This is a genomic window from Streptomyces sp. TM32 (assembly GCF_004122755.1).
GTDB lineage: Bacteria > Actinomycetota > Actinomycetes > Streptomycetales > Streptomycetaceae > Streptomyces > Streptomyces sioyaensis.
On record NZ_SDIG01000009.1, the window covers coordinates 1 to 15,282 of the forward strand.

Sequence of the window (15,282 nt, forward strand, 5' to 3'; positions counted from 1 at the left end):
GGGGAGGAGCGGGTGGCGTAGGCGGGGAGCAGGTGAGCAGGCGAGCAGGGGTACAGGGGTGTGTCCCGGGGGGAGGAGGTCGGCGCCTCCCCGCCTCCCGGGGACGGCTCACGTCTGTACGGTCACGCCGGGGCGGCGCGGTGCAGCAGGCGGGCGCTGAGGGCCGCGGCGAGGGCGAGGCCGAGGGCGGCGGCCAGTACGGCGGTGCGGTCGCCCCAGGCGGTCCAGGCGGCGCCGAAGGCCAGCGAGCAGACGAACCGCGCGGCGGTCTGGCCGGTCTGCACCACAGCCAGACCGCTGCCCCGGGCCTCCTCCGGCACCGCGTCGGCGGTCGCGGCCGCCAACACGCCGTCGGTCGCCGCGTAGAAGGCACCGTGCAGGACGAGCACGGCACAGACCAGCAGCGGGCCGTCGGTGAGCGGGGCCACGAGCAGACCGTAGGCGCACAGCAGCGCCAGATGCCCGGCCAGGAACAGCCTCCGGCGGCCGAGCCGGTCGGCGATCGCCCCCAGGGGAACGGCCAGCAGCAGGAACGCCGCGGCCGTGCCCAGCGGGAGCAGCGGAAACCACCCCGCCGGCAGATCCAGCCGCCGCTGCAGCGTCAGATAGAGGAAGGAATCGCTGACGGTGGTCAGCCCCAGCAGCACCGCACACCCCGTCAGCCGGCGTACCTCCGGTCGCCCCAGGAGCGCGCGCACCGGCATCTGCGGCCGGGCCGGGGCCGGTTCGGCGGTCGACGGAGCTGCATTCCGGGCGCGACCCGGCACGAAGAGCAGGAGCACGACCACGCCCAGTACGGCGATGCAGAAGCTGACCGTGAAGACCGCGTCATAGCCCTCTGCGGCCGCCCTCAGCAGCAGGAATGCCACCAGCGGACCGCACAGTGCGCCCGCGGTGTCCATCGCCCGGTGCACGCCGAACGCCCGCCCGCGGGTGGCCGGTTCGGCCGCCAGCGAGATCATCGCGTCCCGTGGGGCGGTCCGCAGCCCCTTGCCGGTGCGGTCCACGGCCAGCACCGCACCGATCCAGGGCAGCGAGTGCACCATCAGCAACAACGGCTTGCAGAGGGCGGAGAGCCCGTACCCCACCGCGGCCACGGTCTTGTGGCCGCCGCCCTCGCCCCGGTCCGACAACCGGCCACCCACCAGCCGGACCAGCGCGCTCACCCCGTTGTAGACCCCGTCCAGCACACCGAACCCCAAAGGGGACAGCCCGAGTTCGGTGACGAGGTACAGCGGGAGCACGGCCGTGATCATTTCCGACGAGACATCGGTGATCAGGCTTACGGTGCCCAGGACGAGGACGGTGGAGGGCAGGGCGGCCAGGGAGCGCCGGCCCGGAGCGGGGCGCCGGTCATCCGGCGGAGTGGTGGCAGCGGCTGCGGTCGGCCGGTCGGTGAGATACACGTCAGCTCGCCCAGGTGCCGAGGCCGGCGGCGAGGCCGAACGCTTCGGCGAGCGCATCGCCCCTGTGGCGGGGCGAGCGGCTGATGCGCGGGAAGGAGGCAGAGGTGCGCGACGTGGGGGAAGCGGGGGAGGCGGGGGAAGCCGAGGGGGACGGAGCAGGCACAAATGCCTCCGTACGGGAGGGGAGGGGTGCGCGGGCGGCGACAGCGTAGAACCGTCACCGCGGCATGTACACGGCTATCGGGTGACGTGGTGCGGAACACCGGCCGAGCGGGCGGTGCCGCCGGCACGGTGCGCACCGCCGTCCGGGCACCCGACACCCCCAACTCCCGGGCAGGTGCCCCGGAATCCCAACGCGCGGCCGGAGCCACGGAACCCCCGGTCGCCGCCCGGGAATCCTGGCCAGCCCCCCGGAACCCCCAGGCCCGGCAGCACCCGCCCCCGGCGTCTCACCCGTCGTCGTCCGCCGCGAACGCCGCGGCGCGCAGCCGTCCGAACTCCTCCGCCAGCGCCGTCGGCGTCCAATGGGCGTTCAGCCCGCTCGGGTTGGGCAGCGCCCAGATGCGGGTGTCGCCCAGCGTGCGCTGCTGCGGCCCGATCGCGGCCCGCTTGTCGTCGAACGCGAGGCGATACGCGGTGACCCCGGCGACCGCGAGCCAGCGGGGCCGCAGCCGGGCCACCTTCGCGGCCAGCAGCCGGCCGCCCTCGCGGTACTCCTCCGTGCTGAGTTCGTCCGCCTTGGCGGTCGCCCGGGCCACCACATTGGTGATGCCGAGGCCGTGTGCGAGCAGCTCTTCCTGCTCGTCGGGCCGCAGTCGGCGCGGGGTGAAGCCGGCGGCGTGCAGGGCCGGCCAGAAGCGGTTTCCCGGCCGGGCGAAGTGGTGGCCGGTGGCCGCCGTCATCAGCCCGGGGTTGATCCCGCAGAAGAGCACGCGCAAGCCGCTCGCGGCCACGTCCGGGACGAGGCGGTCGCGAGCGGCTTCCAGCTCTTCGGGAGTGAAGCGCACGGCAGTCGCGTCGGAGGGCAGTCGCGTCAGAGGATGGAGCCCGGCGTGTACGCGGCGGCCTCCGGGTGCTGCTTGGCGATCTCCTCGATCCGGGCGACGACCGACGTCACCTGGTCGGCCGCGGCGCCGGTGAAGGAGAGCTTGTCCGCCATCAGGGCGTCCAACTCGGCCTTGTCCAGCGGGATCCGGGTGTCCGCGGCCAGCTTGTCCAGCAGCTCGTTGCGCTCGACGCCCTGCTCCCGCATGGCCAGCGCCGACGCGACCGCGTTCTCCTTGATCGCCTCGTGCGCCTCCTCGCGGCCCACCCCGGCCCGCACGGACGCCATCAGCACCTTGGTCGTGGCGAGGAACGGCAGATAGCGGTCCAGCTCGCGGGCGACGACGGCGGGGAAGGCGCCGAACTCGTCGAGCACGGTCAGGAAGGTCTCCAGCAGACCGTCGAGCGCGAAGAACGAGTCCGGCAGCGCGACCCGGCGCACCACGGAGCAGGACACATCGCCCTCGTTCCACTGGTCACCGGAGAGCTCACCGGCCATCGAGGCGTAGCCGCGCAGGATCACCATCAGGCCGTTGACGCGCTCGCAGGAGCGGGTGTTCATCTTGTGCGGCATCGCCGAGGAGCCGACCTGGCCGGGCTTGAAGCCCTCGGTCACCAGCTCGTGCCCGGCCATCAGCCGGATCGTCTTGGCGAGCGACGAGGGGGCGGCGGCCAGCTGCACCAGCGCGGTGACCACGTCGTAGTCCAGCGAGCGCGGGTAGACCTGGCCGACGGAGGTGAAGGCCCGCCCGAAGCCGAGGTGCGCGGCGATCCGCCGCTCCAGGTCGGCGAGCTTGGCCGCGTCGCCGCCCAGCAGGTCGAGCATGTCCTGGGCGGTGCCGACCGGGCCCTTGATGCCGCGCAGCGGGTAGCGGGAGAGCAGGTCGTCCAGCCGGCCGTACGCGACCAGCAGTTCGTCCGCCGCGGTCGCGAAGCGCTTGCCGAGCGTCGTGGACTGGGCGGCGACATTGTGCGAGCGGCCGGCCATCACCAGCTCGGCGTGCTGCGCGGCCAGCGAGCCCAGGCGCGCCAGCACGGCGACCGTACGGTCCCGCATCAGCTCCAGCGAGAGCCGCACCTGGAGCTGCTCGACGTTCTCGGTCAGGTCCCGGGAGGTCATGCCCTTGTGGACCTGCTCATGACCGGCGAGGGCGTTGAACTCCTCGATGCGCGCCTTGACGTCGTGCCGGGTGACCTTCTCGCGCTCGGCGATGGAGGCCAGGTCGACGGTCTCCAGGACGCGCTCGTAGTCGGCCAGCGCCTGCTCGGGGACCTCCACCCCCAGGTCCTTCTGCGCACGCAGCACGGCGAGCCACAGCTTGCGCTCCAGCTTGACCTTGTACTCGGGGGACCACAGCACGGCCAGCTCCGCGGAGGCGTAGCGGCCGGCCAGGACATTGGGGATGCGAGGCTTCGCAGACACAGCAGTCACGTGGTCAGAGTCTACTGGCGGTTTACGCAGGTCGACGCCCCGGTCCCGGCTGTGCTTTCCTCCAAGCCGACGGGCGGGCGCCGGCCGGGGCGCTTCAGCCCTCGTACGGCAGCAGCTCGGGCCGCTTGGCCGGCCGGCCGTCGCCCGAGGACCGGCCGGTGAGCCGCCGGCCCATCCACGGCGCCAGGTGCTCCCGCGCGAACCGCAGATCCGCGGTGCGCCGCGCGCCCCAGCCCGGCGGTGCGGCGGACGGCAGCGGCGCGTCCCAGTCCTCCTCCGCGGTCAGCCCGATCGCCTGCCACACGGCCTCCGCCACCCGGCGGTGCCCCTCGGCGTTCAGATGCAGCCGGTCGTCGGCCCACAGCCGCGGATCGGCCAGTGCCCGCGAGGCGTACAGGTCCACGACGACCGCGCCGTGCCGCGCGGCCACCTCGTCGAGGTGCGCGAACAGCTGCTCCATACGCGGCCGGAAGCGCTCCAGCACGGGGCCCCGCCGGCCGGGGCTGCGCATCAGCACCAGTTGTCCGCCGCCCTTGGCCAGCACTGCCGCGGCCTCCTCGAACCGCGCGCAGACCCGCGCCACCTCGCAGCGCGGCCGCAGGACGTCATTGAGCCCGCCCACCAGCGTCACCAGGTCGGCGCCCATGGCGGCGGCCGGCCCGCACTGCTCGTCGGCGATCTGCCCGATGAGCTTGCCGCGGACCGCGAGATTGGCGTAGCGGAAGCCGGGCGAGGAGGCCGCCAGCCGGGCGGCGAGCAGATCGGCCCAGCCGCGGTACGAGCCGTCCGGCAGGCCGTCCGACATGCCTTCGGTGAAGCTGTCGCCGACCGCGACGAAACTGGTGTAGCGGGCATTCATCTCCATGGCGCGGTGATCCTACCGCCCGCCGTACCGCGCGGTATGGCCCGGTCCCGCAGGAGGGCGGCCCGGCGCCCGCGGTGTACGGTCTGGTGTCGTTCGGACGGTGAGAAAGAGGCAGGTGGCAGCGCGATGACTCCTCGTCGCGGCGAGGGCTCCGACGAGCCGACGTTCACCGAACGGGCCCGCCGCCGGCAGCTCATCGACGCCACCATCGACCTGATCTCCACCCGCGGCCATCCCGCGACCTCGCTGTCGGCGATCGCCGAGCGGGCCGGGCTGTCCAAGGCCGCGGTGCTCTACCACTTCTCCTCGAAGGACAACCTGACCCGGGCCGCGCTGGAGCACGTACTGGCGGACTTCAGCGCCCACGTCACCGAGCGGCTGGCCCGGGCGGCCGGCCCGCGGGACGCGCTCGTCGCCTATGTACGCGCGATGATCGGCTACCAGCAGGCCAACCGCCGGCATGTGCGGGTGATCACCGAGATGCTGCTCGACGACGCCGGAGGCACCCGGCTCAAGACGCCGGGCTCGCACGACACCCACGGCCGGTGGCAGGCCCTTGCCGATCTCCTGATGGAAGGTCAGCAGGCGGGCGTCTTCCGGGAGTTCGACGCGCAGACGATTGCCCTGGCGATCGGCGGAGCGATCGACGGGGTGATCGCGCACTGGCTGGCGCACCCGGAGTACGACCTGGACGCCGCGGCCGCCGAGGTGGAGAAGTTCACCCTCGACGCGGTCGAGCGCCGGGCCTGACCCGGGCGAAGTCGGGGGCGCGCTCGGGGCGGACGCCGATCCCGCCCAGATAGCCGGCCACCGTCCGCAGGGGCGGCACCCGCCGCAGCAGCCGCATCGGCACCGGCAGCCGGTCGCCGTCGAGCGTGCCGTCCAGGGCCGACCGGATCATCGTGTGCTCGGCCCGCTGGGTCTGCTGCACCACCGCCACCGGCAGGTGCCGCCGCTTCTGTACCCGCGCCAGATCGGCCACGCCGGGCACGCCACGGAGCAGTGGCCGCGCCAGGATCCGGGCCGCGGCGACCGCGTCCTGCAACGCCAGATTGACCCCCACCCCGCCGACCGGCGACATGGTGTGCGCCGCGTCGCCGAGGCACAGCAGCCCGGGGCGGTACCAGCGGGAAAGCCGGCCGAACGTGACCTCCAGCAGCTTGACGTCGTCCCAGGAGGCGATGGCGCCGGTCACCCGGTCGTCCCAGTCGAACAGGGCGCCGAGCCGGTCCCGCAGCCACTGGATGTCGTGGCGGCGCAGCTCCGCGTCCCGGCCCTTCCCGATGAGATAGGAGGTCTGGTAGTACGTGCCGCGGTCCATGGTGACCGCGGCCTGCCCGCCGCCGAACCGTGCGAAGACCCGGCCGTCCTTGAGGTCGTCGGCCGGTCCGTCGACCCGCACCTGCCAGACGTCCATCGGCACCTCGAACTGCCGCTGACGGAGCCCGGCCGCGGCACGCACCACGGAATCCCGGCCGTCGCAGGCGACCGTCAGTGCCGCGGCCAGTTCGCCGGGCGCGCCGTGCTCGTCGACGAACCGCACCCCCGTCACCCGGCCGTCCGTGGTGCGCAGCCCCGTGACCCTGGTGTGCATCCGCAGGGTGAAGTGCGGCTCCTCGGCCGCAGCGCGCGCGAGCAGGTCGAGGAAGTCCCACTGCGGCACCATCGCGATGTAGTTGTGCCGGCCGGGGAGATGGCGCAGGTCGCCCAGCACGACCGTGGTGTCGCCGATCTGCGCCCGCATCTCCCGGATCTTGGCGAACGGCAGCCGCGCGAACGCCTCGCCGAGACCGAGTTCGTCCAGCAGCCGCAGGGTCGACGGGTGGACGGTGTCCCCCCGGAAGTCGCGCAGGAAGTCGCCGTGCTTCTCCAGCACGGTCACCTCGACGCCTGCCCTCGCCAGCAGCAGTCCGAGCATCATTCCTGCCGGTCCGCCGCCCGCTATGCAGCACGATGTGCGCTCCATGCCCTTGCCCCCTCGTCGCGTACGGATGCGATGACGGCCGGCGCCGGCACAGCAGCGTCTGACCGATCGGTCAGCAATCTAACCGATCGGTCAGAGAGGGGGTGCGGCGCCCCGCGGGTCAGGCCGTGGGCTGTTGCAGCACCAGCTCCCGGAGCACGTCCTCCATCGTCACCAGCCCGGCCAGCCGGCCCTCGTCACCGATCACCGCGGCCAGATGCGTACGGGATCCGCGCATCGCCGTCAGCACGTCGTCCAGCGGCGTCGCCGCCTTGACGCGGGCGATCGGGCGCAGCGCCGACACCGGGAAGGGCACCTGGCGGGGGGTGGCGTCCAGGGCGTCCTTGACGTGCAGATAGCCGAGAATGCGGCGGGTGTCGTCGACGACGGGGAAGCGGGAGAAGCCGGAATCGGCGGCCAGTTGCTCCAGCTCCTCGGGGGTGATCCCCATTCGCGCGGAGACGACCTTGTCGGCCGGCAGCACCACGTCCCGCACCGGGCGGCGGCCCAGCTCCAGGGCGTCCCGCAGCCGCTCCTGCGCCCGTTCGTCGAGCAGTCCGGCAGCCCGGGAGTCCTCGACCATCTTCGCGAGCTGGGCGTGCGAGAACGTCGCGGCCACCTCGTCCCGGGTCTCCACCCGCAGCAGCGCGAGCAGACCGTTGGCGAGCGCGTTGATCGCAAAGATCGCCGGGCGCAGCGCCCGGGTCAGCGCGACCAGCGGCGGCCCCAGCAGCAGCGCACTGCGCACCGGCTCGGCCAGGGCGACGTTCTTCGGCACCATCTCGCCGAAGAGCATGTGCAGATAGGTGGCCAGTGACAGCGCGATCACGAACGCGATCGGCTGGTTCAGCGCGGACGGGATCCCGACCGCGTGGAACACCGGCTCCAGGAGGTGGGCGATGGCCGGCTCGGCGACCACACCCAGCACCAGCGTGCACAGGGTGATGCCCAACTGGGCGGCCGCCATCAGGGCCGAGACGTGCTGCAACCCCCACAGCACGCTGGTCGCCCGGCGGTCCCCGCGCTCGGCGAACGGCTGGATCTGGCTGCGGCGCACCGAGATCAGCGCGAACTCGGCGCCCACGAAGAAGGCGTTGACGACCAGCGTCAGCAGGCCCACGAACAACTGCACCAGGGTCATCGGCCGGCCTCCGTCCCGCGCTCGTCGGAGCTGCCGGGCGGCGGGGCGTGCAGCAGCACCCGCGCGGCGCGATGGCCGGTGGCGTCGAGCACATCCATCGACCAGCCGGCCACCTCCAGGCCGTCGCCGGCCACGGGTATCCGGCCCAGTTCACTGGCGATCAGACCGGCGAGGGTCTCGTACGGCCCTTCCGGCAGCCGCAGGCCGATCCGCTCCAGCTGGTCGGTGCGGGCGGCGCCGTCGGCCTGATAGAGCGGGCGGCCGTCGGCGTCGGCACCGGCCGGCGCCAGGTCGGGGGTCTCCATCGGATCGTGCTCGTCGCGGACCTCGCCGACGACCTCCTCGACGATGTCCTCCAGCGTCGCCACGCCGGCCGTGCCGCCGTATTCGTCGATGACCACGGCCATCGTGCGCTTGCCGGAGAGCCGGTCGAGCAGCCGGTCCACGGTCAGCGTCGTGGGGACGAGCAGCGGCTCGCGCACCAGCTCGGAGACCGGATGGCGGGGGCGGCGTTCGGCCGGGATGGTCAACACGTCCTTGATGTGCGCCACCCCGACGACGCTGTCCAGGCTGCCGCGGTAGACCGGGAAGCGGGACAGCCCGCTCGCCCGGGTCGCGTTGGCCACGTCCTCCGCGGTGGAGTGCACGTCCAGCGCCATCACCTGCACCCGCGGGGTCATGACGTTCTCCGCGGTCAGATCGGCGAGATTGAGGGTACGGACGAACAGCTCGGCGGTGTCGGCCTCCAGCGCGCCCTCCTTGGCGGAGTGCCGGGCCAGCGCCACCAGCTCCTGCGGGCCGCGCGCGGAGGCCAGCTCCTCGGCGGGCTCCAGGCCCATCCGGCGGACCGTGCGGTTCGCGGCGTTGTTGAGGTGTCGGATCAGCGGCCGGAAGAGGGCGCTGAAGCCGCGCTGCGCGGTGGCGACACGCTTCGCGATGGGCAGCGGGCTGGAGATGGCCCAGTTCTTCGGGACCAGCTCGCCGACGACCATCAGGACGACCGTGGAGATCGCCGTGCCGAGGACCAGGGCCAGCGAGTCCGCCGCCGAGCGCGGCAGGCCCATTGCGTCCAGTGGGCCGGCCAGCAAGGTGGCGATGGCGCTTTTGGACAGCATGCCGATGACCAGGCCGGTGACGGTGATACCGAGCTGGGCCCCGGAGAGCTGGAAGGTGAGGCTGCGGACGGCCTTCAGGGCACTGTCCGCGCCCCGCTCACCGCGCTCGGCGGCGCGTTCGAGGTCGCTGCGCTCGACGGTCGTCAGCGAGAACTCGGCCGCGACGAAGACTCCGCAGGCCAGGGTCAGGAGGAGCGCCACGCCCAAAGAGAGCAGGTCGGTCATCGAGTCACCTCCGTCCCATGATCGAGCAGGATCGGGAGGTTCGCGCTATGTCGGGAGGTAGCTCGACAACTGGGAGGTTCGCCCATGGCTGGACGCTCACACACCTTTCGCCGGGTCGGTGGAGCCTCCATGGTAAAGGATCAGCAAAGTCGCGAGGGAGGGGGTGGCCCGCCCCCGGGTGCGGGTCCCCTGGGGCGAGCCCTCCTCGTTCGTCGGCGGGTGCGGTCGGTCGCCTACGGGTGGTCAGTCGTGTGCGTCAGTCGTCGAGGTGCTTGACCCAGCGGCTCCACTGCGGCTCGGGGGCGTACCCCGCCGCGCGCCAGGCGTGGTGTGCCGACTCGTTGCGGTCCAGCACCATCGCGTCACCGCGCCTCCCTCCCAGCGCGCGGAACCGCTCCTCGGCGGCCGTCAGCAGTGTGCCGCCGATGCCCTGCCTGCGGTACACGGGGTGCACGGCCAGCCGGTAGAGGTGACAGCGCCAGCCGTCGAAGCCGGCGATCACCGTGCCCACCAAGGTGCCGTCCAGTTCGGCCAGCAGGAGCGACTCGGGATCGCGGGCCACCAGCCGTGCCACGCCATCGCTGTCATCGCTGATGCTGGTCCCCTCCGCGGCGTCCTTCCAGAAGGCCAGTACGGCATCGAGATCGGCCGGCGTCCCGGCCCGGACGTGTAGATCATTCATGACCGGATCCCATCACCGGGGGATGAGCGGTGTCGAAGCCTTTTCGGCGCCGAGGCTCCGCCGTCTCCGTGCAGCCGTATATTTTCTGTGGCCGGCCCGAATTCTGCTTTCCTGTCGGGGAGGGGAAACGCGAGCGACGCCCCGGGTATTTCTCCGGAAAGGGGTATCGGCTCCGGGTTATCCGATGACTGGGTGGGCGACTTTCCGGACGCATTATTGACGACTTTTCCAGCAAGTCGGGTCGATCGTGTGTGCCGTTGCCGCATCAGCCCGAAAGAAGGTGCAGTTCGGGGCCCTGGATGATCCCGATCGGCCTCGTCGCGTCGGTGGGCCTGGCCGACCACGCCCAAGGGAGCCTTCGACGCCTGGATGCACAGTCCCGGCCACCGCGCCAACATCCTTGCCTGCCACTCGAAGGTCACCGGCACAGGTGTCGCCCTGGGCGGCAAGCTCCGGGCGTACTGGACCCAGGACTTCGGCTACAAGTAGGGCCGAGCGCAGGGCGCCGCGCCGGCCCGGCGTGCGGCACCGCGCGCCGGGCCGGGGTGCTCGCCCTTGCCGCTGCTAGCACGTGCGCGCTAGCTTGGAGGGGTGGCGAAGACACAGTTGAACGTCCGGGTGGACGAGGCCACTGCCGAAGCGGCGCGGGAGCGCGCTCTGCAGCGGGGGGTGAGCATGAACCGCTACATCGAGGAACTCGTTCTGAAGGACGCCGGCGAGGTCGGCCAGACCTTCGTGGAAGCGGCCTCCGACTTCATGAAGCAGTACGAGCGTGTCTTCGCCGAGGAATTCGGCCGGGAAGCACGCGAGGGGCCGGACGCCACGCCCCCCGTCCCGCGCGAAGGACTGCCGGGCACGACGTGACACTGCGTATCGACCTCGCCTGGCTCCTTCTGATCGCCGAACAGCACACCCCCGGAGACCCCCAGGTCACCGACTGGGGTGCCCTGGTGGCCGCCGTCAGCCGCCACGAAGCCGAGATATTCGGGGTGCCCGTCTACACCGACGCCCAGGACCGTGCCGCCGCGCTGCTCCAACTCCTGCTTCGCGTACCGGCGTTGGAGGGGTCGAATGCGATGTTCGCGACGGCGGTCGCCTACGGCTACCTCGTCGCCAGCGGACTGAAGATCGCCACCTCCCCGGAGCAGGTCCGCGACCTCGCCCGCCTGGTCAAGGACGGTACGGCCGACGTCTGCGACATCGCGGACGCGCTGCGTACCTGGACCGTCTGACCCGCCCTGGTCGCTTCGGCCGCGCGGCCGCTCAGTCGGCGGGCCGTCGCGCCAGGCCCAGCACCGCCGGCGAGGTCGGCAGCGTCGGCCCGTGCTCCGGCACCGTCAGCCGGCGCACCCGCACCACCTCGAAGCCGGCCGCCCGGACCTCGCCGAGCGGATCCCGGCCGGTGTGACAGCCGCCCATCAGCAGCGGCCAGATCGTCCGGTCCAGCGACCACTGCACCGCCGCCAGCCCCCGGCCCGCGGCCCGCCCGTGCTCGAAGAACCGCAGCTCACCGCCCGGACGCAACACCCGCCGCAGCTCCGCCAGCGCCCGCGGCACCTCGCGCACCGAGCACAGCACCAGCGACGCCACCGCCGTATCGAACGCCTCGCTCTTGACCGGCAGCGCCTCCGCCACCCCCGGCACCAGATCCACCGGCATCTCCGCACGCGCCGCCGCCGACCGGGCCACCTCCCGCAGCGTGGGCTCCGGCTCGATCGCCACCACCTCCGAGACCGTCCCCGGATAGTGCGCGAAGTTCAGCCCCGTGCCGGCGCCGACCTCGATGACCCGGCCGGTGGCGCCCGCCAGCAGTTCCTTGCGGAGCGCGGCCACCCCCGCCCGCGCATCCGCCGCCGGACCACAGCAGCTCGCGTAGAAGCGGGCGAACACCGGATGATGCACGGTGCCGTGCGGAACTCTCCTGCGCTGCCACATGACGGACCCCTTCGCCGGCGATGCCCGCTCCTGCCGTCAGTCTCCCCAACCGGGCGGCCAAGGAGTCCCCAGGAGTCACCCGGTCCGCGGTGCGCACATCCGTACGGGCCGAGGGTGCGGTGCCCCGCCGGTCAGTTTTCCCCTTCCGCGGCCGTCACGAGGGGATGTGGAACGCGTCCGATCCGCCGAGCGCCGGGGCCAGCCAGTGGGGAGCCGCGGCGCGGAAGGCGTCCGGAGCGAGGGCGCCGGAGTTCTCCGGGATCAGGCCGAGGAGCGGGGCGCCGGCCGCGTCCGGGAGGTCCGTCAGATTGCAGCGGGCCGCCAGGTCGGGTGCGGCCGGCCAGCTGCCGATGACGACGCCGGGGGAGTCGAGTCCGTACGAGCGCAGCGCCAGCGCGGTCAGTGCGGTGGCGTTGAGGGTGCCCAGGCCCGCCTGGGCGACCACCAGGACCTGGGCCTTCGCCAGCCGTGCGGCGTCGGCGAGGGTGTGGCCGTCCCCGTCGAAGCGGACGAGCAGCCCGCCCGCGCCCTCGACCAGCACCAGGTCGTGCGAGGCGGCCAGTTTCGCGGCGGCCTCGGCGATGTCCTGGGGGAGCACCGGGGGCAGACCGGCCCGCAGGGCGGCCGTCGCGGGCGCCAACGGGTCCGGAAAGCGGGCGAGTTCCAGGGTGGTGACCGGGCCGGCCAGTCGCTCGACCTCCGCCGCGTCGCCCGTCTCGTGTGCGGTGACACCGGTCTGGGCCGGTTTGAGCACGGCCACGGAACGCCCCTGGGCGAGTGCCGTCGCGGCGATCGCGGCGGTGGTCACGGTCTTGCCGATCTCCGTGCCCGTACCCGTCACGAACAGCACTGACATGGTGTGCCTCCGACTTCGCGCGGACCGTCCCCGGGGAGGACCGCGATTGGTTCCTGGTGAAGAGTGCCGATGTGGGTCGCGACGGCGGCGGCGTGCCGGCGGTGGCGCGGACGGTGGCCGGTCGGACGCCCCGGCCCGCAGGCCACCGCCGACCGTGCGTCAGCCCTCGCGGGCCGCCGCGCACACCGCGGCACAGATGCGCGCCAGATCGTCGTCGCCGGTGATGTACGGCGGCATGGTGTAGATCAGATCCCGGAACGGGCGCAGCCACACGCCCTCCCGGACCGCCGCCCGGGTCGCGGCCGCCATGTCCACCTCGTGATCGAGCTGCACGACACCGATCGCGCCCAGGACCCGTACCTCGCGGACCCCGGCGTGGCTCCGGGCCGGGGCCAGCCCCTCCCACAGCCCGGCCTCGATCCGCTTGACCTCCCGCGCCCAGTCCTGGGACAGCAGCAGTTCGATCGAGGCATCGGCGACGGCCGCGGCGAGCGGATTGCCCATGAAGGTCGGGCCGTGCGCGAGCACCGGCAGGGCACCGCGGGAGATGCCGTCCGCGACGGCCGCCGTGCACAGCGTCGCCGCCAGGGTCAGATAACCGCCGGTCAGTGCCTTGCCGAGGCACATCACATCCGGTGCGATGCCCGCATGTTCCGCCGCGAAGAGCGCACCGGTACGGCCGAAGCCGGTCGCGATCTCATCGAAGACGAGCAGCACGTCGTGCGCGTCGCAGGCCTCCCGGAGCACCCGCAGATACCCGGGGGAGTGGAACGACATCCCGCCGGCGCCCTGCACCACCGGCTCAACGATTACCGCCGCCAGCTCCTCGGCGTGCCGGCCGATCAGCTCGCGCAGCTGCGCCGCGTACGCCTCGTCCGGTGCGGCATCGAAGCCGGCCGGCGGCGCGTCCGCGAAGATCTGCCGCGGCAGCACCCCCTGCCACAGCTCATGCATCCCGCCGTCCGGATCGCACACCGACATCGGCTGCCAGGTGTCGCCGTGGTAGCCGCCCCGCCAGGTCAACAGCCGCTGTTTGCGCGGCTTGCCGAGCGAGCGCCAGTACTGCAGGCACATCTTCACCGCGACCTCGACCGACACCGAACCGGAGTCGGCGAGGAAGACATGCTCCAGTGGCTCCGGGGTGATGTCGACCAGCCGCTTCGCCAGCCGCACCGCGGGCTCATGGGTGAGCCCGCCGAACATCACATGGCTCATCCGCCCCAGCTGGCCGCGCGCGGCGTCGTTGAGCACCGGGTGGTTGTAGCCGTGCACCGCCGACCACCACGACGACATGCCGTCCACCAACTCGTCCTGGCCCTCGACCGGTTCGGCCAGCCGGAGCCGGACCCCGGACGCCGACTCCACCAGCAGCGGCGCGGCCCGGCCGGGCATCGGCCCGTACGGATGCCACACGTGCTGCCGGTCGAGCGCCAGCAGTTCGCGGGGGGAGAGCGGCTCAGGCATTGGGCGGCAGCTCGGTACCGGCGCCGCGGCGGCGCACCGAGACCAGGTCGCGGCGGGTCTCCTCGGGCGGCGCGGGGATCGTGGCGGCGGGCGCGCAGTCGTCGCCGGAGCAGCCGGGCTCCGCGGTGTCCGCACCGCCGCAGCCCGGGCGGCGGTGCTCGGGCAGCGTCGTGGTGTCCGTGCCCTCGACCTCGAAGCCGGTGTCCGCGATCATCGCCAGATCGTCCTTGCCGGCCTGGCCCTCGCTGGTCAGATAGTCGCCGAGGAAGATGGAGTTGACCAGGTGCAGCGCCAGCGGCTGCATGCTGCGCAGATGCACCTCGCGGCCGCCGGCCAGCCGTACCTCGATGTCCGGGCAGACGAACCGCACCATCGCCAGAATGCGCAGTGCGCGCTGCGGGGTGAGGTTCCACTCCTTGCCGAGCGGGGTGCCCTCGAACGGGATCAGGAAGTTCACCGGGACGGAGTCGGGGTCCAGCTCGCGCAGCGCGAAGACCACATCGACGAGATCGGCGTCGCTCTCCCCCATCCCGGCGATCAGCCCGGAACAGGCGGACATTCCGGCCGCCTGGGCCTGCTGGACGGTGGAGACCCGGTCCGAGAAGTCGTGCGTGGTGCAGATGTCGCCGTATGTGGCTTCCGAGGTGTTGAGGTTGTGGTTGTACGCGTCGGCGCCCGCCGCGTGCAGTCGGTCGGCCTGGCCCTCGGAGAGCAGACCGAGGCAGGCGCACACCTCGATTCCCTCGTTCTGCTCCTTGATGGTGGAGATCGTCTCCGAGACGCGGTCCACGTCCTTGTCCGTGGGGCCGCGGCCGCTGGCCACCAGACAGACCCGCTTGGCGCCGCCGGCGACCCCTGCCGCAGCCGCCTTGGAGGCGTCATCCGGCTTGAGCCAGGTGTACTTGAGAATCTCCGCCTTCGACCCCAGCCGCTGGGAACAGTACGAGCAGTCCTCGGGGCACAGGCCCGACTTGAGGTTGACGAGATAGTTGAGTTTGACCCGCCGCCCGAACCACTGGCGGCGCACCTTTCCGGCCGCGGCCACGACATCGAGCAGTTCGTCATCGGAGGTCGCCAGTACGGCCAGCGCCTCTTCGCGGGTCGGCAACTCGCGCCGCAGTCCCTTGTCCACCAGTGTGCTCAGCAGGTCCATG

At 72.5% G+C, this 15,282-nt stretch carries 15 protein-coding genes and 1 pseudogene; 4 read left to right on the top strand and 12 right to left on the bottom strand.

Annotation, left to right across the window (positions count from 1 at the left end; translation table 11 throughout):
• Window positions 1–122: 122 nt before the first annotated feature.
• The 4 genes from EST92_RS03810 to EST92_RS03825 all read right to left on the bottom strand — a co-directional run bounded on the left by EST92_RS03810 (window position 123) and on the right by EST92_RS03825 (window position 4,747).
• Window positions 123–1,406, bottom strand: coding sequence for an MFS transporter (locus tag EST92_RS03810; protein ID WP_129279511.1), 1,284 nt, complete (start codon window positions 1,404–1,406; stop codon window positions 123–125).
• A 449-nt stretch (window positions 1,407–1,855) separates the two neighbouring features.
• Entirely contained in the window at window positions 1,856–2,413 is a 558-nt protein-coding gene (gene mug / locus EST92_RS03815) for a G/U mismatch-specific DNA glycosylase (protein ID WP_129279512.1), read from the bottom strand.
• Window positions 2,414–2,439: 26 nt separating this feature from the next.
• Window positions 2,440–3,873, bottom strand: a complete 1,434-nt coding sequence (gene purB / locus EST92_RS03820) for an adenylosuccinate lyase (protein ID WP_129279583.1) — start codon at window positions 3,871–3,873, stop codon at window positions 2,440–2,442.
• A 103-nt stretch (window positions 3,874–3,976) separates the two neighbouring features.
• Window positions 3,977–4,747, bottom strand: a complete 771-nt coding sequence (locus tag EST92_RS03825) for an SGNH/GDSL hydrolase family protein (RefSeq protein ID WP_129279513.1) — start codon at window positions 4,745–4,747, stop codon at window positions 3,977–3,979.
• A 126-nt stretch (window positions 4,748–4,873) separates the two neighbouring features.
• On the opposite strand from EST92_RS03825, the gene EST92_RS03830 reads away from it, so the two are divergent.
• Entirely contained in the window at window positions 4,874–5,497 is a 624-nt protein-coding gene (locus tag EST92_RS03830; RefSeq protein ID WP_129279514.1) for a TetR/AcrR family transcriptional regulator, read from the top strand.
• On the opposite strand, the gene EST92_RS03835 is transcribed toward EST92_RS03830, so the two are convergent.
• From EST92_RS03835 to EST92_RS03850, 4 genes are all read right to left on the bottom strand, one after another.
• Window positions 5,466–6,713, bottom strand: coding sequence for an FAD-dependent oxidoreductase (locus tag EST92_RS03835; RefSeq protein WP_129279515.1), 1,248 nt, complete (start codon window positions 6,711–6,713; stop codon window positions 5,466–5,468). The genes EST92_RS03830 and EST92_RS03835 overlap by 32 nt on opposite strands.
• A 118-nt stretch (window positions 6,714–6,831) precedes the next feature.
• A complete protein-coding gene (locus EST92_RS03840; RefSeq protein WP_129279516.1) occupies window positions 6,832–7,851 on the bottom strand; it encodes a hemolysin family protein in 1,020 nt (339 codons plus the stop codon).
• A complete protein-coding gene (locus tag EST92_RS03845) occupies window positions 7,848–9,191 on the bottom strand; it encodes a hemolysin family protein (protein ID WP_129279517.1) in 1,344 nt (447 codons plus the stop codon). Before EST92_RS03845 ends, EST92_RS03840 begins: the two co-directional genes overlap by 4 nt.
• 256 nt (window positions 9,192–9,447) lie before the next feature.
• Window positions 9,448–9,873 (bottom strand): GNAT family N-acetyltransferase, encoded by a 426-nt coding sequence (locus EST92_RS03850; protein WP_129279518.1) that lies wholly within the window; start codon window positions 9,871–9,873, stop codon window positions 9,448–9,450.
• A 336-nt stretch (window positions 9,874–10,209) separates the two neighbouring features.
• Here EST92_RS03850 and EST92_RS03855 point away from each other — a divergent pair.
• From EST92_RS03855 to EST92_RS03865, 3 genes and pseudogenes are all read left to right on the top strand, one after another.
• A pseudogene (locus EST92_RS03855) lies at window positions 10,210–10,362 on the top strand (CAP domain-containing protein); the annotation flags it as partial.
• 102 nt (window positions 10,363–10,464) lie between these two features.
• Window positions 10,465–10,737, top strand: coding sequence for a toxin-antitoxin system HicB family antitoxin (locus EST92_RS03860; RefSeq protein ID WP_129279520.1), 273 nt, complete (start codon window positions 10,465–10,467; stop codon window positions 10,735–10,737).
• Window positions 10,734–11,105, top strand: coding sequence for a fic family toxin-antitoxin system, toxin component (locus EST92_RS03865; protein ID WP_129279521.1), 372 nt, complete (start codon window positions 10,734–10,736; stop codon window positions 11,103–11,105). The genes EST92_RS03860 and EST92_RS03865 overlap by 4 nt, the downstream gene beginning before the upstream one ends.
• A gap of 31 nt (window positions 11,106–11,136) precedes the next feature.
• On the opposite strand, the gene EST92_RS03870 is transcribed toward EST92_RS03865, so the two are convergent.
• The 4 genes from EST92_RS03870 to bioB all read right to left on the bottom strand — a co-directional run bounded on the left by EST92_RS03870 (window position 11,137) and on the right by bioB (window position 15,281).
• Window positions 11,137–11,808, bottom strand: a complete 672-nt coding sequence (locus tag EST92_RS03870; RefSeq protein WP_129279522.1) for a class I SAM-dependent methyltransferase — start codon at window positions 11,806–11,808, stop codon at window positions 11,137–11,139.
• Between the two features lie 154 nt (window positions 11,809–11,962).
• Window positions 11,963–12,664: a dethiobiotin synthase gene (bioD, locus tag EST92_RS03875; RefSeq protein ID WP_129279523.1), complete on the bottom strand. Its 702-nt coding sequence runs from the start codon at window positions 12,662–12,664 to the stop codon at window positions 11,963–11,965.
• A gap of 159 nt (window positions 12,665–12,823) precedes the next feature.
• Window positions 12,824–14,128 carry an adenosylmethionine--8-amino-7-oxononanoate transaminase gene (locus EST92_RS03880; RefSeq protein ID WP_129279524.1) on the bottom strand — a complete coding sequence of 435 codons (1,305 nt, stop codon included), beginning with the start codon at window positions 14,126–14,128 and terminating at the stop codon, window positions 12,824–12,826.
• On the bottom strand, window positions 14,121–15,281 hold the full coding sequence (gene bioB, locus EST92_RS03885) for a biotin synthase BioB (RefSeq protein WP_129279525.1): 1,161 nt from the start codon (window positions 15,279–15,281) through the stop codon (window positions 14,121–14,123). Before bioB ends, EST92_RS03880 begins: the two co-directional genes overlap by 8 nt.
• Window position 15,282 lies beyond the last annotated feature (1 nt).

Excerpts from the sequence above, each read along its gene's own strand:
- EST92_RS03835 (WP_129279515.1), bottom strand. The coding sequence starts at position 6,713 with ATGGAGCGCACATCGTGCTGCATAGCGGGCGGCGGACCGGCAGGAATG.
- EST92_RS03840 (WP_129279516.1), bottom strand. The coding sequence starts at position 7,851 with ATGACCCTGGTGCAGTTGTTCGTGGGCCTGCTGACGCTGGTCGTCAAC.
- EST92_RS03850 (WP_129279518.1), bottom strand. The coding sequence starts at position 9,873 with ATGAATGATCTACACGTCCGGGCCGGGACGCCGGCCGATCTCGATGCC.
- EST92_RS03870 (WP_129279522.1), bottom strand. The coding sequence starts at position 11,808 with ATGTGGCAGCGCAGGAGAGTTCCGCACGGCACCGTGCATCATCCGGTG.
- EST92_RS03825 (WP_129279513.1), bottom strand. The coding sequence starts at position 4,747 with ATGGAGATGAATGCCCGCTACACCAGTTTCGTCGCGGTCGGCGACAGC.
- bioD (WP_129279523.1), bottom strand. The coding sequence starts at position 12,664 with ATGTCAGTGCTGTTCGTGACGGGTACGGGCACGGAGATCGGCAAGACC.
- bioB (WP_129279525.1), bottom strand. The coding sequence starts at position 15,281 with ATGGACCTGCTGAGCACACTGGTGGACAAGGGACTGCGGCGCGAGTTG.
- EST92_RS03830 (WP_129279514.1), top strand. The coding sequence starts at position 4,874 with ATGACTCCTCGTCGCGGCGAGGGCTCCGACGAGCCGACGTTCACCGAA.
- EST92_RS03845 (WP_129279517.1), bottom strand. The coding sequence starts at position 9,191 with ATGACCGACCTGCTCTCTTTGGGCGTGGCGCTCCTCCTGACCCTGGCC.
- EST92_RS03880 (WP_129279524.1), bottom strand. The coding sequence starts at position 14,128 with ATGCCTGAGCCGCTCTCCCCCCGCGAACTGCTGGCGCTCGACCGGCAG.